Genomic DNA, 23,613 nt, shown 5'->3' on the forward strand with positions numbered 1-23,613 from the left:
TGACCTGAGGGCACTCCTTGTCTACATCCAACGAGCTGTTCAGTGAAAAGGCCGCCACCGGCATCGAAGGTCTGGATGACATTCTTTCCGGGGGACTATCGCGCAGCCACCTGTTCCTGCTGGAAGGTGAACCAGGCACCGGTAAAACCACCGTCGCCCTGCATTTTCTGCAGGCGGGCGCAAAGAACGGTGAGACATCGTTGTACATCACCTTGTCCGAGACCGAACGTGAACTGCGTCAAGGTGCCAAATCCCACGGCTGGGACTTGGACGAGAATATCCATATCTTCGAGCTGACCCCACCGGAAAGCCTGCTCAACGCTGAACATCAGCAAAGCCTGCTGTATTCCTCGGACTTGGAACTGGGCGAAGCCACGCGGCAAATCTTCGAGGTGGTTGAGCGGGTCAAGCCGACCCGCGTGGTCGTCGACAGCCTCTCCGAGATCCGCCTGCTGGCGCAGAGTTCTTTGCGTTATCGCCGACAGATCCTGGCGATCAAACATTACTTCGTCCGTTATGACGCAACCGTGCTGCTGTTGGATGACCTGACCACCGAATCCTTGGACAAGACCGTGCACAGCGTGGCCCACGGGGTGATTCGCCTGGAAGAACTGACGCCCAACTACGGCGCCGAACGTCGCCGGGTACGGGTGGTGAAGTACCGGGGCCAGAAGTACCGTGGCGGCTTCCATGACTTCACCATCATGCGAGGTGGTGTGCATGTGTTCCCGCGTCTGGTCGCGGCCGAGCACCGTGGCGGCTACAACCGCGAGACGCTCACCAGCAGCATCCGCGAGCTTGATTCGTTGCTTGGCGGCGGCATCGAGACGGGCTCCAGCAGCCTGATCCTCGGCCCGGCCGGTACAGGCAAGTCGCTGATCTCGATGATTTTCGCCGCCGCCGCCGTGGCCCGTGGCGAAAAGGCGGCGCTGTTCATCTTCGATGAAGAGTTGGGCCTGCTGTTCGAGCGCATGAAGAACATGGGCATCGACCTGGCGGCCTTGCAAGCCACCGGCAATCTGCTGATCGAGCAAGTGGACGCCGCTGAACTGTCTCCCGGCGAGTTCTCCCACCGCGTCCGGCGTTGCGTGGATGAGCGTGGGATCAAGACTGTGGTCATCGACAGCATCAACGGCTATCAGGCCGCAATGCCGGAAGAGAACGCACTGATCCTGCATATGCACGAACTGTTGCTGTACCTGAACCGCAGAGGCGCAGCCACCTTCATGACCGTCGCCCAGCATGGCCTGGTCGGTGACATGCAGGCGCCAGTCGATATTACTTACTTGGCCGATACGGTGATTCTGCTGCGTTACTTCGAGGCACTCGGCGAGGTGCGTCGCGCCATCTCGATTATCAAGAAACGTACCGGCTCCCATGAGTCGACGATTCGTGAGTACCGCATCGGCAGCCGTGGCATGACCGTGGGCGAGCCGTTGAACAACTTCCAGGGTGTCCTGCGCGGCATTCCCACCTACATGGGCGCCGGCTCGCCCCTGCTCAAGGACATGGGCTAGTGACGGTCGTGACACCTGTCTCCGAGCGCGCGATCATCCTCGCGCCGCTGGGACGTGACAGCTCGCTTGCGCTGATGATGCTCAATGAGGCCGGTTACAGTGGCATCATTGCCAGCGATCTGGGCACGTTGTGCGAGGCATTGGAGCACGGCTGCGGTTTGCTGATCATCGCCGCCGAAGCGCTGCGGGGCGTTGACCTCGATCCCTTGCTGGAGCATTTGCACCAACAACCTGCCTGGTCAGACTTGCCTATTGTCCTGATGACCCACCACGGCGGCAGCGAACAGAACGGTTCATCCCGGTTCAGCGGCTTGCTGGGCAATGTGACGTTCCTGGAGCGTCCGTTCCATCCGGTGACGCTGATCAGCCTGGTCAGCACCGCCCTGCGTGGGCGTCGTCGGCAATACGAAGCACGGGACCGCCTGATAGAACTGAGTGAAAGCGAACTGCGCCTGCAGCGTACGTTGGAAACCCTCGAGCAACAGGTCGAAGAACGCACTGCCCAACTGCGTCACAACGAAGATGCGTTGCGCCAATCGCAGAAGATGGAAGCGGTCGGCCAGTTGACCGGCGGCATCGCCCATGACTTCAACAACATGCTGACCGGCATCATCGGCAGCCTGGAGTTGCTGCGAAGGCGTGTGTCCCGGGGCAAACTGGACGACCTCGACAGCCTGATCGACCTCGGCGTTACCTCGGCCAATCGTGCCGCCGGCCTCACCCACCGGCTGCTGGCGTTCTCCCGCCGCCAATCCCTTGATTCAAAACCTGTGGAGATCAACCAACTGGTCACGTCCATGGGTGAGCTGCTGCAACGCAGCATCAATGAAAGCATCGCCCTGGACATGCGCCTCACCGGCCACCTGTGGACCGCCGAGGCCGACCCCAATCAGTTGGAAAGCGCCCTGCTCAACCTGGTGATCAATGCGCGAGACGCCATGCCCAACGGCGGCAGCCTTACCGTGGAAACCACCAACCGCCACCTCGACAACGTGTTCACGGCCGCTTATGGCACCTTGGAACCCGGTGACTACGTCGAATTGAGTGTCAGCGACACGGGCTGCGGTATTCCGGAAAGTGTGATGGGGCGTGTATTTGATCCGTTCTTCACCACCAAACCGATCGGCCAAGGCACGGGCCTGGGGCTATCGATGATCTATGGCTTCGCCCGCCAATCCCACGGCCACGTCATCATCCACAGTGAAGTTGGCAAAGGCACGACTGTCAGCCTGTTTCTACCTCGATTCATCGGGGAAATCGTCGCGGACGTGGCGGCCGACGCGGCGCTGCTGCCTTTCGCCAATGCGGGAGAAACGGTGTTGATCGTCGAGGACGACCCCGCCGTGCGGGTATTGGTCAGCGCGGTGCTCAAAGAGTTGGGCTATGGCTTTGTCGAGGCCGGTGACGCCAACACTGCGGTGCCGATCATCGAATCCGATCAGCGTATCGACCTGATGATCAGCGATGTCGGCCTGCCTGGCATGAACGGCCGGCAACTCGCCGAAATAGGCCGGCAGATCCGCCCTGACCTCAAGGTGCTGTTCATCACCGGCTATGCCGAACACGCGGCCGTGCGTGGTGGTTTTCTGGACCCTGGGATGCAGTTGATCACCAAGCCGTTCACCTTTGATTTGTTGACGGCGAAGGTGCGGGAAATGATCCGGGCGCACAACACGGAGGCAGATCCTCCGCAGGCGCAAAGCAATAACAAGTAATAGAGTTTTCGCATTTGGCCGGAATCGATCAAGGGGATAGCGGTACGAACGATTACCACGGGTAATCAGAATCTGTACCCAGTGGGCCTCAGTTCCCAAGATCGAGTCCAAATGCCATGACGATTCCGAATAGTTTATCGCGCACCTCGCTGTTGCCTCTCTCCACTCATACTGAGGCGCCTGTAACACAAGCACGCTCTGAAGCCAGACGCGCAGACGTACCCTCTCCGGCTGGCGATGGGTCGTCTCGTGCCCACGGCGATAGTTTACTGGCGCAAAACTATGGCAAGGCGTTGAGCGGTTTTACAGGCGTCCCCGTCAACGACAATGCAATTATGGTTGATGTCCCGGCGCACTCCACGTTCGGACAGTGGTGGAAGCAGCTGGGTGATGCCGCTCAATCGCCCGACTTTATTGCATGGAGACGTGACAGCAGTGCAACTGGCACGATCAAAATACTGCCAGCTGCCGGGCGAATCTATTTCCAAACGACAGCGCGTGGTACAGACATCGCCGGAAACGGGGACCCAGCGTGGGCCGCAGTCAGAGGCCCGCTGATGGAAGCCGGTAGGGCCGTCTCCAGCAGAAGCCTGCCCTTCAGCCCGCCACACCCAACGAACATCGATCGCGCACCGGCCTGGCTGGTTGGGCAGTTTTACTTCGAACAGGCGCTGCACTCACCTTCCGCTTTCCAGCAACGCGCAGCCGAGTTGGAGCGCGACAAATCCTTTTCGACGCTGGATCCCGTCGCGTTTTCCAACGTCCACGAGCAACGCAGTGAAGACGCACTCAACCGCCAGAAAACCCTGCTGGGAAATATGCACGACCGGCACGAGGCCGCCAAGTGGCTGGGGAATCTGGGTGAAGAACTGAGGTCGGGCACGCGTGAAGCCTCCACCCTTTCCCAGTATTTGAATGGGACCCCTTTCGAGGCTCATCCCGACTCCTCATATACCCAAGACTGGGGGCGCGCGGGAACTGGCTTGAATACCCTTAAAGATTTACTTGAGTACCATGGGATCAACCTCCCCGGGACTGCTCAAGAGGTGGAAAACCTCAAAATTTACCTGCTGACACCCACCCTCCACAGCCCGATCAATGGCAACTATGGTGGGGCCTTGTCCTGGCCTCAACCCCTTGATGCAGGCAGCCAGCGCCAATTGTTGGCGTTTTTGCTGCACGGCAATGTGGGCGATCTGAACGTCGGGACCACCGGTGGAGTGCTGGAGGCATTGATGCAGGGTGTTGCCATAGATCCGTCCGAACTGCGCAAGCCGCGACAACTGATTGACCGGCTCATTCAGTCACCCAAGGGCCAGGCACTGGGCACTGCGATCCAGGCCAAGTTCGACACACTGTCAGTCAAAGGCAGTATCAACGACTGGTTATTGGCTGCCTTAAACGTGAACGTAGGGGATCTACTGACCCAGCGTGCCTTACCGCAAAAGCACATTTCGGGCTTTGACCTCGCTGGCCAGCAACTCAAAGGCAAGCCGTTATCGGGAACGCTCCAGCAAGTGGCCGACCACTTGTACTACCGCGTACGTGAGGCCTCATCTCCCGAGAGGGCACTGGTTCAAGCACATTTGCGATTGGCCTCGAAGGCGCCGGAGTTACTGGTGAAGGATATTCCGCCGACGCTCACCCACGGCTCTCCTGCCCACGTGAGCTTTAGCACGGCGGTGGCCCGTATCGAGGCGCAGGCGCCTGGTGCGACGGCGACGATGAGTTATGCGGACGTGATGATGTCGGGGGACATTGCGCCCGTCTCCGATGCCCAGCGCAAGATCGAATACGTCAGCCAGTACGAGGCGCTCAAGGAGTGGGGTCTTACTAACAGCATCGTCACAAGCGTCACGTCGCCTGCGGACATGGCAACAATCACCGATGCCTATAACGCGCAAGTAACCGAGTTGCGCGGCGCGTCCGAAGCACAACGTACGCTTGCACCTTCTTCCCGCAAGGAGCTTGCCCTGGCAGCGTTGCGCAAGGCACTGGGGGATGACGTGCGCCTGGAATTGAAATGCATAGTGCTCGACAAATACGACAGGGATCGAGAAGGCCCTTATTCGCTTCTGGACCTGTACATGGAAAACATGCTCCATAACCCGCCAAAAGCGCCGAATGTAAGGGGCAGGTCCAATGGGACCAACGCCTGGCGACTCGCCTCTTATACACCGCCGGCCAGAGGCCGTGGCCGCTACGAGGCCAATACGCCAAACTTCACGATTGAGGATGTACTGAGTAAGACCAAGGACCTGAAGAACATAAACACAGAGTTTGCGACTCAATACAAAGCCTTTGGCCTCGCTCTGGACAAAAGTGTCGAAACACAAGTCAAAAACTTGATTGCGCAGTTACCCCTGGAAGATCGCAAGAATATTGAATTCGGAAGTATTTCTGCTTTCAGCGAGATGAGAGGTCTGCCAGATATTGTACGTATGGGCGACGAGCCTAGAGTACAACCGGTCAAGAAGGGCAAGCCTGTTCTGTTGAAAGTCATACGCGACGGAATCCCTCACACGTATGAACTCAATGTTCAGAAAAACACGCTCGAAAAGCGCCGGGACCTGGGTGATTTTCCATCCGGCATCCAGCCCGGCCCTGGTATTTACGACGGCGTGCCACTTAACGTCAATACGCCTTATCGGTCCATGGAACCCATCGCCCTTTCCATTCGCGACGACTTGAGGCAAGAAACAGCGGATGGCGCAGGGCCATTGAATAGCTTCGCCAGCCTGAGAACAACGCTGATCGGCGTAACAGTTGCCAAACATACCAGCACATGGCGATCACTCGAAGCCCAGGCCCGTGGTCTCACGACGTTTGAGTCCGAAGTACCGTTCTACAAGAAACTGGGTGAGATCCTGCTTAACCTGATCCCGTTCAGGTCGGCTATCAACAACTTCATCAATGGCAATATCGGGGAAGGCATCATTGACTTGTCCCTCGATATATTTGGCGTACTGACAGTCGGGGCTGGCACGGCTGGTAAAGTGGCGAAAGTGGCATCCAGTGCCGCCTCCGCGGGAGGCAAGGCCTTACGGATAACAAAATCCGTCGGGCTGGGTGCGGTCAGCCTGGTGAACCCGCTTGACGGTACCGTGGATTTATTGCGAGCGGGTGGACGTGGTGTGGTGAGCGCCGGAAAACGCGTCATCTCCGATGCGGCTCAAGACATCCGACAATTGAAAGGGTTGAACAACTACGATTTAGTGGCCGCAAGCAAACAATTTGATGCAGCTGCGGTGGGAACTTACAAGGCAGGCGGGTCAGTTTCCAATGGCATTGCTGTGCTTCAGGATAATAAATGGTATGCCTTTGATACGGACTCCCTGCGTCCCTATGGCAAAGCACTGGATGACTTCCAACCGTCTATTCGGGGGAACGCACGTGAGCTTGGCGCTTGGGAGACTACCGTTACGTCTCCATCAGCGGCATCTATCCAAGCGCGAAGAGAGTGGGGACGGTTGCTCGATACTCACCAAGGCGATGGGGTGCCCAGTGCAGCGTATAAGCGGGGGTACGATCAAGGCGATCCGCAACGTATTGAGGGCTACACCAACGGCATGAAATCAGAAGACGTCATAAAGCTGGCGATTCGTCCCGGCCGAACGGCAGAGGAAGTCGGTACGTTAGTCCGTCAGCAGGAAAGACTGGCCGTCCAGCATGGGTTCAAGGGCGCACAGATGTTCGACACGCATGTAAATTCCGTGGGCGGCACGTTTACCCCAGTTCCTCAAACGCTTTACCTTAGCCAAACCAACCCGCTTTCCCAGGGGCAATGTGCAGGCCTTTCACGGGCCTTTGCATCCGCCAAGGCAGAGGGTAAAGAGCGGATCTTTCTTGACAATGTATATGCCGCAGCTGCAAAGCCCACAGAAGAAGCATCGAGAACGTTCAAGCGCTCGTTGGCTCGACTACAACAATCCGTGGGCCACCCGGATACGATCCACATCGGCAAGGCACCCCACCAAGTATCCTATCAAGACATGGTGAAAGATTTGGCGCGCGCCGACGGTAACAAGACCTTTATGATCGAGACACCTGACCACGCAATGCTGGCGGGTGTGACGTCGGATGGCACAAATAAAACATTCTTTTTTTACGATCCCAACTATGGCGTTGCCGAGTTCTCGAGCGAAAAGATGATGCGTCGCGGCTTGGATAGAATATTCAATGACAAGAAACTTCCGGCGCCCTATAAAACGCACAGCGCCGATCGCAACACGCTTGAATTCAAGATCAGTGAGTTCGAGGCGTCGTGGATGAGCGCCGCAACCTTTGACACCCGTAACGTCAAAGGGCTTTATGACAAGCGCATTACTGTGCTGAAACCGACCGGCACCACGGATGGAATCCCGACAAGGGAGGCGGCGATTACGAAGCCCCAAGGCGACACTCCCCCCGCCGCCACCTTCCACGAAGTCCACATGTCGGACTATATAAATGTCACCGCCACAGATTCCACCTCGATAATTCGCACCAGGGGGATCAGTGATTGCACGGCCATTGCCGTACTTACCGACCTCAAAGAGGGGATCTACGGCAAGCGCACATTGATGCACTTTCAAGGCGGCGTTCCAAGTACCGAACAATATCGTGTACTCAAAGAGCTGGATGCATCCTTGGCGGGTGGCGGAAAAGTGATTTTCGTGGGAGGCGATCTAAGCAGGTCCACCTCCGGGCTGGGCAGTGCGCTAGGGCAAAGCCATAACGGTGAGACTGTGTTACTGAACATCATGAAGCGACAACCCGCCTCCGCCACGATCGCCACCGCCTCCGGCATTGATGTCAAGCCAGATGGGACGTTTGACCTGATCGAAGGCGGGCATGTGCCTCAGGTGCTTGATTCTCGCGCCAAGGCTGAGGTGTTTGACCGCGCGGACTGAGTCCATTGATTGACACAAGGACGTGTCACGCCAACAACCGCTGTATATGCTCCTGCAACGTATCCAGGTCAAACGGCTTGGCCAGGATAGGCGCGTTGCGCGTGATCGGGCTGTTGCAGTCGAGGATTTCCTGCGGGTAACCGCTGATGAAAATAACCTTCAATTCCGGTCGCAACTTGATCGCCGGCTCGGCAATCTGCACGCCGGAAATCCCGCCCGGCAAACGGTAGTCCGTCACCATCAAATCCAGGTGCGGCTTGGTCGCCAGGATTTCAAAGGCTTGCTCCCCATTGATCGCCTTCAACACCCGATAGCCCAGGCCAGCCAGGTATTCACCCAGCACAAACATAATGGATTCGTCGTCCTCGACGATCAGTACGACATCTTGTGCATCTTCACTCATGGGAGGCCTTAGTCCGGTCAGTTGCTGCAGTTACGACCATGGGGTCACGCAGAGGTTGCGTCGAGGTGACGATTGAATTCATGCCGCGGCCTGCAACGGCAGGCATACCCGGAACAAGGCGCCCTCGCCTATCTGGCTCTCGACCTCGATGGTGCCACCATGGGCTGCAACGATCTGCTCGGAAATGAACAGCCCGAGGCCCAGGCCCGCAGCCACTTGGCTGGCGGACACGCGCTCAAACTGTTGGAAAATACGCTTCTGGTTTTCTTCGCTGATGCCGATCCCATGGTCGCGCACCTCTACCCGCGCCTCGCCATGCTCGCTGTACACGCGCACCTCCACCGGGCTCTTGGCCCCGTAGCGCAGGGCGTTGGTCAGCAGGTTGGTCACTACCTGTTCGATACGGAACTCATCCCAGTTGCCTTCCACCGGGCCGTCGGCAACCAGTGTCATGGAAGAATCCGCTGCGGCGACCTGGGGGGCGAAGTTCTCCACCAGATTGCTCACCAATTGGGTCAGGTCGAAGTGGGCCGGACGTATTGACAGCTTGCCGGTGCGGATGCGCGAGACATCGAGCATGTCTTCGATCAGGCGGATCAGGCTCTGGATCTGGCGCTCATCGCGGTCGACCATGGCGTGCATCTTGTCCAGGGTGAACGCGGCGGCATTGTCACGGGCCAGGTGCATCTTGCGCAGCTGGGTCTCGAGGATCAGGCCGTTGAGGGGCGTACGCACTTCGTGGGCGACGATCGACATGAAGTCGTCACGCATGCGCACGGCCTGCTCCAGCTCGGCCTGGGTCGCCTGCAGGCGCGTCAGCAGCAGTTCCTGCTCGCGACGGCTGCGCTCCAGGGCCTCGACCTGTTGCTTCATGGCCTTGCTTTGGCGGAACAGGTCGACGAACACGTTGACCTTGCTCTTCACCGCGTGAATATCCAGCGGCTTGTGCAGGAAATCCACGGCGCCGCTCTCGTAACCCTTGAACGCGTAATTGAGTTCGCGGCCGGCCGCGCTGACAAACACGATCGGGATGTTCTTGGTTTTCTCGGTACCGCGCATCAATTCGGCCAGCTCGAAACCATTCATGCCGGGCATCTGCACATCGAGAATCGCCATGGCGAACTCATGCTCCAGCAACAGGGACAAGGCCTCGTCGGCACTCAATGCCTTGAACACATGGCGGTCCTCGCGCTTGATCAGCGCTTCAAGGGCCAGCAGGTTTTCCGGCAGATCGTCGACGATCAGCAGTTTGGCCTGGACAGTACTTAACATGGGGAATATTCCAGGGAAGCCAGCAATGAGCCAATGTGGCTCAGCGTCAGAATGTGGTCGGGTGTGTGGAGCGCCAGGGCTGCAAGGGGCATGACGGCAACGCGTGCTTCTGTGGGCTCTTGCACCACAGTGGTTCCACCTTGTTGCTTGACATGGGCCAAGCCGCGCGCGCCGTCCTGGTTGGCGCCGGTCAACAGAATGGCAAGCAAGCCCGTGCCATAGGCATCGGCGGCGGATTCAAAGAGGTAATCAATCGCCGGCCGCGAGTGGTGCACGCGGTCTTCCTGGCTCAAGGACAGGCTGCGGTCATGCTCTACCGAAAGGTGATAGCCAGGGCCGGCAAAATACAGGGTGCCCGGCTTGATCACTTCCTTGTCACGGGCTTCCACCACGGGCATGGCGACGCGGCGGTCGAACACTTCAGCCAGTTGGCTGCGACGCTCGTCCGGCAAGTGCAGCACGGTGATGATAGGCAAGCCGAAATCGGCAGGCAGCTCGGCGAAAATCGTCAGCAACGCCTCCACGCCACCGGCGGAGGCGCCGATGACGATCGCTTCTATGCCCCGGACCGATGCCGGGCTGGCAGCCGCTTGATTCATAGTTTGCGGTAGATCCGTTCCTGTTTGACCAAGGGTTCGAACTGTTTGCCGTAGGCGGAGAAATCCAGGGTCTCCTTGCTGCCCAGCACCAGGAAGCCGCGATGGCACAGCGACTCATGGAACAATCCAAACGCGCGATCCTGCAATTTTTTATTGAAATAAATCAGTACGTTACGGCACGAAATTAATTGAGTTTCTGAGAATACACTGTCGGTCGCCAAGCTGTGATCGGCAAAGGTGACATTTTCGCGCAGCGTTTTATCGAATATCGCGTAATCGTAAGCCGCGGTGTAGTAGTCGGCAAATGAACGTTGTCCACCGGCCTGCTGATAGTTGGCGGTGTAGGCGCGTACGTTCTCCAGGGAAAAAATACCCTGCTTGGCCTTGTCCAGGGACGCCGGGTTGATGTCGGTGGCGTAGATGATCGTACGCTCCAGCAAACCCTCCTCGCGCAGCAGGATGGCCATGGAGTACACCTCCTCGCCCGTGCTGCAGCCGGCAATCCAGATCTTGATCGACGGGTAAGTCTTGAGCAGCGGTACCACTTCCTGACGGATCGCCAGGAAGTGCGACGGGTCACGGAACATCTCGCTCACCGGAATCGTCAGGAACTGCAGCAACTGCATGAACGCCGCCGGGTCGTGCAGCACACGCTCCTGCAAGGCGGAAATGGTCGCACAATCGAACTGGCGCAAGGCATGGGCCACGCGCCGCTTCACCGACGCCCCGGAGTAATCGCGGAAGTCGTAGCTGTACTTGAGGTAAATCGCCTCGATCAACAGGCGCAGCTCAATGTCGCTGCTTTTTTCCAAGAAACTTCGCTCCACTTAAATGCGTTCCATCTTCGGTAGCCAGACGCGAATCAGTGAGAACAGACGGTCCAGATCAATCGGCTTGGCCAGGTAATCATTGGAACCGGCCGCGAGACAGCGCTCCTGATCGTCCTTCATGGCCTTGGCCGTCACGGCGATGATCGGCAGCTTCTTCCAGCGTGGGTCCTGGCGGATCAAGGCGGTGGCCTCGTAACCGTCCATTTCCGGCATCATCACGTCCATCAGCACCAGGTCGATATCCTCGACTTCATTGAGTTTGTCGATGGCTTCACGGCCATTACGCCCGATCACCACCACTGCACCTTTGTGCTCCAAGGCGCTGGTCAGGGCGAAGATGTTGCGCACGTCGTCGTCCACCAGGAGGATTTTACGCCCCTCAAAGACCTTATCGCGGCTGCGGGCGGTCTTGAGCATCTTCTGGCGGTCATGGGACAGCTGGGATTCGACTTTGTGCAGAAAGAGTGTCACTTCATCCAGCAAGCGCTCCGGCGAACGTGCACCTTTGATGATGATCGAGCGCGAATACTTGCGCAGCTCAGCCTCTTCATCGCGGGTCAGGTTGCGCCCGGTGTAGACGATCACGGGTGGGAATGAGCAGATGTCCTCGGTCGCCATGCGCTTGAGCAGCTCGTTGCCAAGCATGTCTGGCAGCTTGAGGTCGATGATCATGCAGTCGTAGATATTCGTGCGCAGCAGGTCCAAGGCAGCCTGGGCGTAGCCTACGTCGGTGATCTCGATGTCATCGTCGCCGATCAGGCGCGCAATGCTGTCGCGTTGCAGGTCATCGTCCTCAACCAGAAGCACGCGCTTGACCTTCTGGGTCAGCTTGGCTTCCAGGCGTGCGAACACGTCCTTGAGTTCTTCGCGAGTGGTCGGCTTGACCGCATAGCCGATGGCGCCCATGTGCATGGCGGCTTCGACGCGGTCTTCCACGGAAATTACGTGCACCGGGATATGCCGGGTGCTGGCATGTTCTTTCAGGCGTTGCAGCACGGTCAGCCCGGAATGGTCCGGCAGGCGCATGTCCAGCAGGATCGCATCGGGTACGTATTCCTCGGCCAGGCTGTAGCCTTCGTCCGCGCCGTGGGCCACCAGGCAGTTGTAGCCCAGCTCATGGGCCAGGTCGAAGAGGATACGGGCGAAGTTCGGCTCGTCTTCCACCACCAGGATGCAGCGCGTGGTGAACGGCGCCTTGTCGCGGTCGTCGGCAAAGCGCGGGATCAGCTTGGCGTCGGCCACTGGCATCGGGGACACCTTCACGGGTGTCGGCGCAGGCGTCACCACCACTTGGCGCGGTTGTTCGATGGGGGCAGCGTCTTCTTCGCGCTCGACATACTGTTCCGGCAGGATCAGCGTGAAAATGCTGCCCTTGCCCGGCTCGCTGGTCACGCTGATGTAGCCTCCCAGCAAGGTCGCCAGGTCGCGGGAAATCGACAGGCCCAGGCCGGTGCCACCGTAGCGACGGTTGGTGGTGCCATCCGCCTGACGGAAGGCTTCGAAGATGCTTTCCTGCTGATCCGGCGCAATGCCAATGCCGGAATCGCGCACGGCAAAGGCAATGCCCTCCCCCGGTGCGCGGGACACTGACAGGCTGACCTCGCCCTGTTCGGTGAATTTGACCGCGTTGGACAGCAGGTTCTTGAGGATCTGCTCCAGGCGCTGGCGATCCGTGAACAACATGCCCGGCGCGCCTTCCTGCACCTCCACCTGGAAGGCCAGTTTGCGATCGGCCGCCAGCGGCTCGAACATGCCACGCAGGCCGTCGACAAGGCGTGCAACGCTGGAATTCTCCGGTCGCATTTCCAGCTTGCCGGCCTCAACCTTGGAGATGTCGAGGATGTCGTTGATCAGGTTGAGCAGGTCATTACCGGCGGAGTAGATCGACTCGGCGAACTTGACCTGTTCAGCGCTGAGGTTTTCCTGGGGGTTCTCGGCCAGCAGCTTGGCCAGGATCAGCGAGCTGTTCAGCGGTGTACGCAGCTCGTGGGACATGTTGGCGAGGAATTCGGACTTGTACTTGCTGGAACGCTGCAGTTCTTCAGCGCGATCTTCCAGCTCAAGTTGAGCCTGGTTCAGTTCAACGTTCTTGCGGTCCATGGCGTCACGTTGTTCGGCCAGGGTTTCGGTCTGCTCGGCCAACTGCTCGTTGGTCTGCTCCAGCTCCGCCTGCTGGGTTTCCAGGTGGGCCTGGGATTCCTTGAGGATGCGTGACTGTTCTTCCAGCTCTTCGTTGGCGGTCTTGAGCTCTTCCTGCTGCACTTGCAGCTCTTCGTTGAGCTGCTGTGTCTCGGCCAGCACTTCCTGCAAGCGCTGGCGATAGCGGGCGGCTTCGATGGAGGTGCCGATATTGCCGGAAATCAGCTCCAGGAGCTCGACGTCGCGCTCTTCCAGAGGGCGCAGGAACCCCAGCTCAAGCACTCCGTTGACCCGCTCGTCATTGTTGGTCGGCACCACCAGTACACTGCGGGTAGCGCTTTCACCCAGGCCGGAGCTGACTTTGAAGTAATCCACCGGAACGTCATCCAGGCGAATCAGGCGACCCAGGTTGGCGGACTGCCCAACGATGCCCTCGTCGCTGTAGATCGACTGTTCCTGCTGCTCCTGCTCTCGGGAGAAACCATAGGTGGCCACGCGCTTGAGGCCGCCATGTTCTTCACGCACGTACAGCGCGGCGACGACCGAGCCCATGTACTGGGCAAAGAATTGCAGGATATTGCGGCCCAGCATGTTCAGGGTGAGCTGGCCGAGCACCTGCTCGGCCAGTTCGGTCTGGCCATTGCGCAGCCAGGCTTGTTGTTCCAGGCGCCGCGCAATCTTCTGTTGTGACGCGAGGTTATCGCTGTAACTCTCTGATAGTGAGATTAAATTCTTGCGTCCGATGTAGGCCAGAAAACCACTCAACCCCAGTACGAACGCCAAGTACAAGGTGACACTGATCACCGTGGTACGGGTAACCTCTTCATTCCGGGAGATGCGGAACTGCTGCTCCATCGCCACCGCGTCGTCGTATTCCTTGCGGATCTCGTCCGTCAGGCGCTTGCCACGACCGGCCTTGACGGCGCTGCGGTAGTCACCGCTCTCACGCTGCATATCAATCATCGACTGGGCGTATTTGTTCCACTCGAGTTGCAGGGCTTCCAAGCGTTTGAGGCGATCCACCTGTTGTGGGTTGTCGGCCACCAGGTCCTGCAAATTGCGCAAATCGGCAATGATGCGCGGCTTGGCCACTTCGTAGGGGTCGAGGAAATGCTCGTCACCCGTGATCAGAAAGCCGCGCATGCCGGTTTCCAAGTCAACGGTCAGCTTGGACGACTCGTTGAGGTTATTGATCACCCGATCGGTGTGTTCAACCCACTGGATCACCGACAACAGATAGGTGATCAGCACTACGAAGAACACCGCGCTGAGCACGCCCACACTCAAGGGCAGCGCGACGTTTCGGCTCAGGAGGTTACGAAAGCTCTTTTCATCGACGGACGACGCTGGAGTCATGGGCATGCCTTGGCCAAGTGTGGAAAAACCGGGAGTTTGCCCCAAAGTGGCTGGCAAGACCATTTTTCTGGAACGGTTTTGTACTGATTCCTATAAAAGAACAGGCTATTCTCTATGGCTTTTCTATCGCATTGTTTTTACGGCCCGCGGGAACTTGTCATGAGTGCGCGCTTACTCAAGGAAGAGGCCTGTCAGAACGGCCGCGTGTAAACCCTCGTCTTTTTTTGGGAATTTCATATTATGTCCGCAGTCACCTCCACCATCCTTGTCGTCGAAGACGATGACATCGTGCGCATGCTCATCGTCGATGTCTTGGAGGAGTTGGAGTTCACTGTGCTGGAAGCAGCCAATGCTGAAGAGGCGTTGGCGCAGGTGCAGAACACCGATAACACCATCGACCTGATGATGACCGACGTCGGCCTGCCGGACATGAACGGCAAGCAACTGGCGACCAAAGTGCGCGCATTGCGCCCTGCACTGCCCATCCTGTTCGCCAGCGGTTATGCCGAGAATATCGACGTGTCTGACGGCATGCAGCTGATCGCCAAACCGTTCTCGATCGATCAATTACGCGACAAAGTCAAATCGATGCTGCCAAAGCATTAATGCCCGTTCGCTATTGAGTGCCGCCTGCATGGGCGGCATTTTTGCGTCAAACGTACAGAGATTAACGTGACCTTCGGCCAAGAAAACCGGAAACTCAACGCCTCCCCGCGCCACTCAGCCCTATTCTTCAAAACGCACTCACGAAGGACGCAACGACATGATTGGAAAACCGACGCGCCTGCTGTTGGCGAGCCTCTCGATACTCATGAGCACCGGCGTCTGGGCGGACTTCACCGCCACCCCAGGCGAAGCCCGGGCGATCGCCAAGGAAGCCTATCTATACGGCTACCCGGTCGTTGAGATGTACAAGACGCTCTATACCCAGGCCGTTGATCAAGGTGGCACAGGTTTCAAAACGCCGATTAACCGTATTAGTCACTCCGCTCAGGTGCTGGGGCCTAAAGACACGTCGCAACTCAAGCCCAACCCGGACACGCCCTACTCCTTCGTCTGGATGGATCTGCGCAGGGAGCCACTGGTACTGACGTTGCCCCGGATCGAAGACGATCGGTATTACTCAGTGCAGTTGATCGATCTCTATAGCCAGAACATCGCCTACCTGGGTACCCGAAACACTGGAAACAATGGCGGCCACTACATGATCGCGGGGCCTGACTGGAAGGGTCAGCAGCCGGTGGACATAGACCGGGTGATCTATAGCGAAAGCAACCTGGTGTATGCGCTCTACCGCACGCAGTTGTTTGACGAAAAAGACCTGACCAAAGTCAAACAGATCCAGAACGGCTATAAGGTGCAGCCGTTGAGCGGCTACGTGAAACAACCTATGCCGGCCAAGGTGGCTAAAATCGAATGGCCCAAGCCCACGGCAGCCATGACAGACAGCCCGCAACTGTTTCGATACCTGAACTTTATGCTGGCCTACGCCAAGCCTCAGGACAGCGAGAAAGACGTGCTGGCTCGCTTTGCCAAGATCGGCATCGCGCCGGGTGAGCCGTTCAAGGTCGGCCAACTGAGCGCCGAACAACGCAAAGCCCTGGAAGACGGCATCGCAGACGCCAAGGCCGAGTTTGCAGCGTTCAAGAAAGACAAGCTCGATACCCATCAAGTAACCAGTGGTGAACTGCATGGCAGCCGTGACCGCCTGAAAAACAATTACCTGTATCGGTACGCCGGGGCCAACCTGCGCCTGTTCGGCAACTCGCCAGACGAAGTTGCCTACCTGACCTACGCGGTCGACAGCGAAGGCAAGCCGGCCAACGGTGCGCGTCACAGCTACACCGTCCATTTTGCCAAAGACCAACTACCGCCGGCCGATGCGTTCTGGTCACTGACCATGTACGAGGCCAAGACCGGGCAATTGGCGCCCAACCACAAGAAACGCTACCTGATCAATTCGCGGATGCTGCCTAACCTCAAGCGTGATGCTGACGGTGGGCTGACCCTGGCGTTGCAGCACCACGAGCCGCCCAAGGCTGAACAGAGCAACTGGTTGCCCGCACCGCCTGCGCCCTTCTATGCCGTACTGCGCATTTACCTGCCCAAGCCGGAGGTGGCTAACGGCCAGTGGAAACTGCCGCCGTTGACGCCGCTCAAGTAATGCTGCCTGGCCGGCGGTTGTTTTCACAACACGCCGGCCAGCGCTGGGCTCAGTGCTTTTTGAGCTTGACGAACGACTGGTGCAGGTCCGACGCCCAGCCATCGATCACGCCTTTCACATCCTCCGCTTTCATCACTTGCGAATCATTGGCCAGCGGCTTGCCGGTACCTTTGCGCACCACCTGAGCGAGTACCTTGCCGCTGGCGCCGTCGAGAAACTGCGCCTCCGTGCCCAGGGTGGTTTCCTGGTCACGGATGCCAGTGCCGGTACTGACGGCGGCAGCGACCAGTGCGACGGGTACAAACTCATAGGGTTTGAGCCCTTCGGTCTTGCTGCTGACTGCGGTGATGGCCGCGCGCACCACGATCACACCCGGGCCGGGGCCCTCGGCCAGGGGCAGCGACTTGACCAGCTCACGCTTGAGCGCCTGGTTGAAGTAATTGTTGATACCGTGCAGGGTGCTGTCCGGAATTTTCGCCGTTGCCTGGGGTTTGGGGTAAAACTGCGTGGGCTCGATATACACAGCGCTATAGCGCTTTAAATCCAATTGAGGATCGACCCAGCGCATCACTTCAGCGCCGGAAGGCGACTTGGCTTCTTTTAGTTGGCTGTAGTCCGAGAGGAAGCCGGAGTATTCATCCGGTTGCGTAATCTTGCTGGCACAACCCGCCAGTCCAAGCGAAGTAATGCACAGCGTGCTGATCAATAGCCTTAGTTTCATCGGTGAACTCCCTGGCGGTCGGCGCTGGAACAGTGAGCTGTAGGTATAGCAAATCCTGGGAAAATAGCCCTGCGCCTACCGCCAGCGGTTCAGGCACGTTCGCGTGGAATCAGGCTCTGCAACTGCGACGCCAGGAAATTCGCGTCGAAACCAAAGGTGTCCGGGTCTTTCAGGCCATTGGTCTTCTTCCACAGCCAATCGTTTTTATCCGCCGGCAGCACCAGCGAAACGCTGCCGTGTCGCGCAGCGGTCAAGCCCATGACCGACACGGAGATCAATCCGCCCACGCCCATCACGTCTGGCACGAATTCCACCGGTTTGCCGGTGATCTGCACCGTCAGTTTCTCGGTCTTGAACGTCGATGTCTCCACCGGCACGCTGGGGCCGCTGGCGACATACGCCTCACGATGCACCTCCAGCAACCCGACCGTCTTTACCGGCTCAAGCCACTGCTCGATCTGGCCGAACAACTCATTGAGCTTTTGCGCCCAACGGGCCGACTGCAGATCGAATTGCTGTTTTTTATGCGCTTCGCTGTCTGCGTAATGACGAAGCATCTCGCCCAGTTGTTGTACATCGTCCATTGCGGATCTCCTTGGGTGAGCCAGGTTGCGAAGCCTGATCATGGCAGATGCAGTCGCTCGACGTACGGCTTAAAACTGATCCGCAACAATGAGGTTTTTCTGAGCCTGTTTTGTTTTGCCCACGCTTCCTACAGTGCCGCCACGTGGAACCGTGGGAGGACTGAGCATGAGCACAGCAACAATCGGGCAGGCCTATAACTATAAAGTCGTCCGCCAATTCGTAATCGCCACCATCGTCTGGGGTGCGGTGGGCATGGCCATGGGCGTGTGGATCGCCTCGCAACTGGTGTGGCCGGAAATGAACCTGGACTTGCCCTGGACCACCTTTGGCCGTTTGCGCCCCTTGCACACAAGCCTGGTGATCTTCGGCTTTGCCGGCAGCGCGCAGTTCGCCGCCAGTTATTACGCGGTACAGCGCACGTGCCAGGTGCGGCTGTTTTCCGATGGCCTCGCGGCGTTCACCTTCTGGGGCTGGCAATCGGTGATCGTGATCATGCTGATCAGCTTGCCACTGGGCTACACCACCACCAAGGAATACGCCGAGATCGAGTTCTCCGGCGCGGTATGGATGGCCGTGGTGTGGGTGGCGTATGCCATTGTGTTTTTCACCACCGTGGTGCGACGCAAAACCAAACATATTTACGTGGGCAACTGGTTTTTCGGCGCATTTATTTTGGTAATCGCCATGTTGCATGTGGTCAATCACCTGGCGATCCCCGTGGATTGGTTCAAGTCGTACCCCGTGTATTCCGGGGCTACCGATGCCATGGTGCAGTGGTGGTACGGGCACAACGCCGTAGGGTTTTTCCTCACTACCGGCTTTTTGGGGATGATGTATTACTTCGTGCCGAAACAAGTCGGACGCCCGGTGTACTCCTATCGCCTGTCCATCGTGCACTTTTGGGCGTTGATCACCCTGTATATCTGGGCCGGTCCGCATCACCTGCACTACACCGCCTTGCCGGATTGGGCGCAGTCGTTAGGCATGGCCATGTCGCTTATTCTGCTGGCACCGAGTTGGGGCGGGATGATCAACGGCATGATGACCTTGTCCGGCGCCTGGCATAAGTTGCGCACCGACCCGATCCTGCGGTTCCTGGTGCTGTCCCTGGCGTTCTACGGGATGTCGACGTTCGAGGGGCCGATGATGGCGATCAAGACCGTCAACGCCCTCTCCCATTACACCGACTGGACCATCGGCCACGTACACGCCGGGGCCCTGGGATGGGTAGCGATGATCACCTTTGGCTCGCTGTACCACATGATCCCCAAAGTGTTCGGGCGCGAGCAGATGCACAGCGTGCCGCTGATCAACCTGCACTTCTGGCTCGCGACCATCGGCACCGTGCTGTACATCGCGTCGATGTGGGTCAACGGCATTACCCAAGGCCTGATGTGGCGGGCGGTCAACGATGACGGCACCCTCACCTATTCCTTTGTCGAAGCCTTGCAGGCCAGCCATCCGGGGTTTGTGGTGCGGTTTGCCGGGGGTGTGTTCTTTCTCACGGGGATGGTGCTGATGGCCTACAACACCTGGCGGACGGTGCGAGTCGCGGACTTGAAAATGGCGCAGCTCGATGCGCGGATCGCCTGACGTGTGGGGCCTGCTGATGATGGTGTGCCTGTACGGCGCGGTGGAGTATTGCCTGCGCGGGCAGTCGGACCAAAGCCTGGACGACGCCAGCCTGATGCCCTTTGCCGATGACCCGGAGGTGGCGCGACGCGTGGAGCAGGCGACCGGCAAGCAAATCAACGCGGTAGCGCCAGAGGAAGCCAAGCCGGGTTGGGTCAACCTGGACATGTAAAACTGCACCGGTCATTTCGCGGCCAACTGCGTATGACTAATCCCCGGCCGATGGGTAAGGTGAAGCGACTTTCCTTGTCAGGAGCATCGCATGCGCACCATCGGCCTTATCGGCGGCATGAGCTGGGAGTCCAGCGCCGAGTATTACCGCATCATCAACCAGCGCGTGCGCGACCAGCTTGGCCCGCTGCGTTCGGCGCAACTGTTGATGTACAGCGTGGATTTCGGCCCGGTGGAACAGGCCCAGCACGCCGGCCGTTGGGATGACACTGCACTGATCCTCGAAGATGCCGCGCGCCGTCTGCAGGCCGGTGGCGCCGAGTGTGTGGTGCTGTGTACCAATACCATGCATTTGGTAGCACCGCGCATTGAAGCGGCGGTGTCGATTCCGTTCCTGCACATCGCTGATGCCGCGGGTGCGGCGGCCGTGGAAGCCGGCACGCTGACAGTCGGCTTGCTCGGCACCGCGTTTACCATGGAGCAGGACTTCCTCAAGTCGCGCCTGGCGGCCCAGGGCCTGACCGTGCTGGTGCCCGGGGCGGACGAGCGCCAGGCCGTGCACCGGATCATCTATGAGCAATTGTGTGTCGGTGTGATCAGCGATGCGTCACGCAAAGTCTACCAAGGCGTGATCGAGTCCCTGGCCGCACGTGGCGCCCAGGCGATCATCCTCGGTTGCACGGAAATCAGCCTGTTGATCAAGCCCGAGCACAGCGACCTGCCGCTGCTGGACACCACCGAGCTGCATGCGCAGGCTGCGGTGGCATTTGCCTTGGCTAAGCCGACTGGCGCAGGCGCGCCATGCTGACAGTGTCGACAAACTGGCCGTCACGCAGGGCGTAATCACGCAACACACCTTCGACCTCAAAACCGAACTTGCGGTACAGCCTCTGTGCCGCTTCGTTGTCGGCGTACACGGTCAATTCCACCCGGCGCAGGTTCATCCAGTTGTCGGCCACGTCCAGCGCGGCGGTCAGCAAGCGCGAGCCCACCCCTTTGCCCTGCCACGCCGTCGCCACGCCCATACCAAATGAACCGACATGGGCCTGGCGTACCCGCAGGTATTGTTCCAGGCCAAGCTGGCCGATCACCTCGCCACCGTGCACGGCCACCAATTGCAGGCGCCGCTCGTTGTCCTGTACCAGCTTGTTACGCCACGCCTCGACCGACTGGAAAGGCATTTGCAGCACCTGACGGCACACGGCCGGTTCGTTATAGAGCGCAGCGACGCCTTCAAGGTGGGCCTCGCTGAAACGCTGGATCACGATGTGGGGTTCAGGTGTGTGCATTGTGTTTCATCCTTTGAAAGACAAGTGGCCGACCAGTGTAGAGGCGATGTGAGCCAGATGGCTAGGGCGCTGGCACCGTCGTCCACAACGCTGGCCAATCACCGTAACCGACCCCGGTACAGCGCGGCATCCTGTGGAACTCACTGAGCTGGAAGCGCTTGCCGTCAAACACCCAGGATGCACCACCACCGCAATCCCCGATCCCACGTTGTTTATAGAAATAACTCAGGGTTCCGGACGCTTCGTCATACCCGACAGAGCCTTGCAGCGCGGCGTCTTCCAGGGGTAGCGGCTGCAGGTCCATCGGCGTTTCCTTGTAAGGCGCCTGGCGCTCACGGCTGCTGACGTCGAACTCGCAGTTATAGGCCGCGCAGTCATAACGCGTTACCGTCATTGCCTGTTGCGCCGTCAACGCGCCGACTGTGGCCTCGGGCTCACCTTCCTCGGGCTTCACGGCCTGCAAGGCAGCAGCCACCAGGCCCGCCTGCTCCTCTGCGGTCAGCGGTGCAGCGGCTGTAAACTTACGCAGCACCGGCGCGGGCGCGCGTGGCGCAACCTCGCTGGCCGCGCCCTTGCCGGGTCGGGAAAGGGCCGTCACGTTGTCTAAGCGTCCCTGTACAGCATCCATCAACAGCAGCGAAGCACTCAGGCCGCTGAGCGACACATGGGCCGCCTCGTCGCCCGGCAACTGCAATCGCTGGCCATTGCGCAAACGCTGCAACCAACGCCGCGCGGCCGCGTCCTCGATCACCCCGAAGGACTGCACCTCAGGGTCGCCACCCTGGTCGTCCAGCTCGATGTGCAAGTCCTGCGTCAGTTCCAGGCCCAGCGGCTTACCATCCAGTAGCAATGTGGACAGATCCACGTCCTCCCCTCGATGATCAAAACGCAAACGCAGATACCTTTGAGGACCGGCCTGGTGCCAGAGGTGCAGGGTCAACGAGCTGTAATCCTCTTCGTCGACGCCACTGGGCGCGCTAAGGGCGTGGCAATTGCGCAGGTTGTCGCAACCGATGACCCACTGCTTGATCTCCCGCAGCAGCGGGACCGTCTCGGTCGGTGGTTGAGCAAAGGCTGGGGCGGTGGCGCCTGTCAGAAACAGGGCCAGGAGTGCGGGGCGCAGCATGGGGACTCTCCGTGTCGAAAAGGCGCGGATTGTCCCATGTCCGGGGTTTTACGTCAGCGGCGTGTTGCCACGCGCCACACCCGCGCAATATCCGCCGCCCGCTCCTGCAACAAACGCGGCGCCTCAGCGCACGCCTGTTCCAGGCTCATCGGCCCGGAAGGCAAGGCGAACGCCGCGTCCACGCCGTGGGCGTACATCTGCTCATAGCCATCGCCCAATGTGCCGGCAATCACAATGACCGACACGTTGTGTTGTTGGGCGATGCGCGCCACGCCGAACGGAGTTTTACCGCGCAGGGTCTGGGCATCGAAGCGGCCTTCCCCGGTGATGACCAGGTCCGCGCCGCGTACGGCTTCGTCCAGGCCGACCAGTTCGGCCACTACCTCGACACCGGCGCGAAATTGCGCGCCCAGGAAGGCCTTGGCGGCAAATCCCAGCCCACCCGCAGCGCCGCTGCCCGGTTCGTCGCGTACATCTTTAGGCAGCACCTTCGCGCAATGGTCGGCGAAGTGGCCGAGGGCGGCGTCCAGTTGGTGGACCTGCTCGGGATTTGCGCCTTTTTGCGGGCCGAATATCGCCGACGCACCGTGGTGGCCGCACAGCGGGTTGTTGACGTCGGCGGCGATCTCAAAGCGCACCTGGGCCAGGCGTGGGTCCAGATGTTCAAGGCTGATCTGCGCCAGACGGGCCAAGGCCAGGCCACCGGCGGGTAGCGCTTGATGTTCGGCATCGAACAGTTGCACGCCGAGCGCCTGCATCGCACCCGCGCCGCCATCGTTGGTGGCACTGCCGCCAATCGCCAGGATGATGCGCTGGGCGCCGGCATCCAGGGCGGCGCGGATCAGTTCGCCGGTGCCATAGGTGGTCGTTTTGCATGCGTCGCGCAGGCCCGGAGGGACTAACTGCAAACCGCTGGCTTCAGCCATTTCGATGATCGCGGTGTGGCTGTCGGCCAACCAGCCCCAATGTGCGTCGACGGCTGCGCCAAGCGGGCCGCGTACGGTGTGGTGACGCAACTCGCCATCGCAGGCTGCCAGCACCGAATCCACCGTGCCTTCACCGCCATCCGCCATCGGGCACTGAACCAACTGTGCATCCGGCCAAACCTGGGCCAACCCTTGGGCAATGGCCTGGGCGACGCCTTCGGCACTCAGGCTGTCCTTGAACGAGTCGGGGGCGATGATGATTTTCATGGGCTTTCT

The 23,613-nt window shown here is 59.3% G+C and carries 18 protein-coding genes; 8 read left to right on the forward strand and 10 right to left on the reverse strand.

Annotated elements, in window-relative coordinates; genetic code table 11:
- The first annotated feature begins 17 nt into the window (after nt 1-17).
- From RB216_RS14330 to RB216_RS14340, 3 genes are all read left to right on the forward strand, one after another.
- Nucleotides 18-1,517: an ATPase domain-containing protein gene (locus tag RB216_RS14330; protein WP_308907442.1), complete on the forward strand. Its 1,500-nt coding sequence runs from the start codon at nt 18-20 to the stop codon at nt 1,515-1,517.
- Nucleotides 1,517-3,232 (forward strand): ATP-binding protein, encoded by a 1,716-nt coding sequence (locus RB216_RS14335; protein WP_308907443.1) that lies wholly within the window; start codon nt 1,517-1,519, stop codon nt 3,230-3,232. Before RB216_RS14330 ends, RB216_RS14335 begins: the two co-directional genes overlap by 1 nt.
- Before the next feature lie 116 nt (nt 3,233-3,348).
- Complete coding sequence (locus RB216_RS14340) at nt 3,349-8,124, forward strand: Mcf1 protease effector domain-containing protein (protein ID WP_308907444.1); 4,776 nt, start codon at nt 3,349-3,351, stop codon at nt 8,122-8,124.
- Between the two features lie 25 nt (nt 8,125-8,149).
- On the opposite strand, the gene RB216_RS14345 is transcribed toward RB216_RS14340, so the two are convergent.
- The 5 genes from RB216_RS14345 to RB216_RS14365 form a co-directional block, all read right to left on the reverse strand.
- A complete protein-coding gene (locus RB216_RS14345; protein WP_027605876.1) occupies nt 8,150-8,527 on the reverse strand; it encodes a response regulator in 378 nt (125 codons plus the stop codon).
- A gap of 78 nt (nt 8,528-8,605) precedes the next feature.
- On the reverse strand, nt 8,606-9,799 hold the full coding sequence (locus tag RB216_RS14350) for a hybrid sensor histidine kinase/response regulator (RefSeq protein ID WP_122685031.1): 1,194 nt from the start codon (nt 9,797-9,799) through the stop codon (nt 8,606-8,608).
- Nucleotides 9,793-10,398, reverse strand: a complete 606-nt coding sequence (locus tag RB216_RS14355) for a chemotaxis protein CheB (RefSeq protein ID WP_028616188.1) — start codon at nt 10,396-10,398, stop codon at nt 9,793-9,795. The genes RB216_RS14350 and RB216_RS14355 overlap by 7 nt, the downstream gene beginning before the upstream one ends.
- Complete coding sequence (locus tag RB216_RS14360; RefSeq protein WP_012724198.1) at nt 10,395-11,225, reverse strand: CheR family methyltransferase; 831 nt, start codon at nt 11,223-11,225, stop codon at nt 10,395-10,397. The genes RB216_RS14355 and RB216_RS14360 overlap by 4 nt, the downstream gene beginning before the upstream one ends.
- Nucleotides 11,226-14,723 carry a response regulator gene (locus tag RB216_RS14365; RefSeq protein WP_028616190.1) on the reverse strand — a complete coding sequence of 1,166 codons (3,498 nt, stop codon included), beginning with the start codon at nt 14,721-14,723 and terminating at the stop codon, nt 11,226-11,228.
- 240 nt (nt 14,724-14,963) lie between these two features.
- On the opposite strand from RB216_RS14365, the gene RB216_RS14370 reads away from it, so the two are divergent.
- The gene (locus tag RB216_RS14370; RefSeq protein WP_308907445.1) at nt 14,964-15,329 is read left to right on the forward strand and encodes a response regulator; all 366 of its coding nucleotides are present in this window, start codon (nt 14,964-14,966) and stop codon (nt 15,327-15,329) included.
- A gap of 157 nt (nt 15,330-15,486) precedes the next feature.
- The gene (locus RB216_RS14375; protein WP_068933120.1) at nt 15,487-16,887 is read left to right on the forward strand and encodes a DUF1254 domain-containing protein; all 1,401 of its coding nucleotides are present in this window, start codon (nt 15,487-15,489) and stop codon (nt 16,885-16,887) included.
- 49 nt (nt 16,888-16,936) lie between these two features.
- Here RB216_RS14375 and RB216_RS14380 read toward each other — a convergent pair whose 3' ends face one another.
- On the reverse strand, nt 16,937-17,608 hold the full coding sequence (locus tag RB216_RS14380; RefSeq protein ID WP_028616193.1) for a DUF3313 domain-containing protein: 672 nt from the start codon (nt 17,606-17,608) through the stop codon (nt 16,937-16,939).
- 89 nt (nt 17,609-17,697) lie between these two features.
- Complete coding sequence (locus RB216_RS14385) at nt 17,698-18,192, reverse strand: hypothetical protein (protein ID WP_028616194.1); 495 nt, start codon at nt 18,190-18,192, stop codon at nt 17,698-17,700.
- 166 nt (nt 18,193-18,358) lie between these two features.
- Between RB216_RS14385 and ccoN the strand changes: the two genes are divergently transcribed.
- The 3 genes from ccoN (at nt 18,359) to RB216_RS14400 (ending at nt 20,804) form a co-directional block, all read left to right on the forward strand.
- Complete coding sequence (gene ccoN / locus RB216_RS14390; RefSeq protein WP_122685029.1) at nt 18,359-19,786, forward strand: cytochrome-c oxidase, cbb3-type subunit I; 1,428 nt, start codon at nt 18,359-18,361, stop codon at nt 19,784-19,786.
- The gene (locus RB216_RS14395; protein ID WP_050587841.1) at nt 19,770-19,997 is read left to right on the forward strand and encodes a cbb3-type cytochrome oxidase subunit 3; all 228 of its coding nucleotides are present in this window, start codon (nt 19,770-19,772) and stop codon (nt 19,995-19,997) included. The genes ccoN and RB216_RS14395 overlap by 17 nt, the downstream gene beginning before the upstream one ends.
- A gap of 90 nt (nt 19,998-20,087) precedes the next feature.
- A complete protein-coding gene (locus RB216_RS14400; protein WP_122685027.1) occupies nt 20,088-20,804 on the forward strand; it encodes an aspartate/glutamate racemase family protein in 717 nt (238 codons plus the stop codon).
- Here RB216_RS14400 and RB216_RS14405 read toward each other — a convergent pair.
- From RB216_RS14405 to RB216_RS14415, 3 genes are all read right to left on the reverse strand, one after another.
- Entirely contained in the window at nt 20,773-21,285 is a 513-nt protein-coding gene (locus RB216_RS14405) for a GNAT family N-acetyltransferase (RefSeq protein WP_028616198.1), read from the reverse strand. The genes RB216_RS14400 and RB216_RS14405 overlap by 32 nt on opposite strands.
- Nucleotides 21,286-21,346: 61 nt before the next feature.
- Complete coding sequence (locus RB216_RS14410) at nt 21,347-22,411, reverse strand: DUF1176 domain-containing protein (RefSeq protein WP_308907446.1); 1,065 nt, start codon at nt 22,409-22,411, stop codon at nt 21,347-21,349.
- A gap of 53 nt (nt 22,412-22,464) precedes the next feature.
- Entirely contained in the window at nt 22,465-23,604 is a 1,140-nt protein-coding gene (locus tag RB216_RS14415) for a glycerate kinase (RefSeq protein ID WP_308907447.1), read from the reverse strand.
- Nucleotides 23,605-23,613 lie beyond the last annotated feature (9 nt).

The sequence above is a fragment of the Pseudomonas canadensis genome, assembly GCF_030980095.1.
GTDB classification, from domain to species: domain Bacteria; phylum Pseudomonadota; class Gammaproteobacteria; order Pseudomonadales; family Pseudomonadaceae; genus Aquipseudomonas; species Aquipseudomonas canadensis.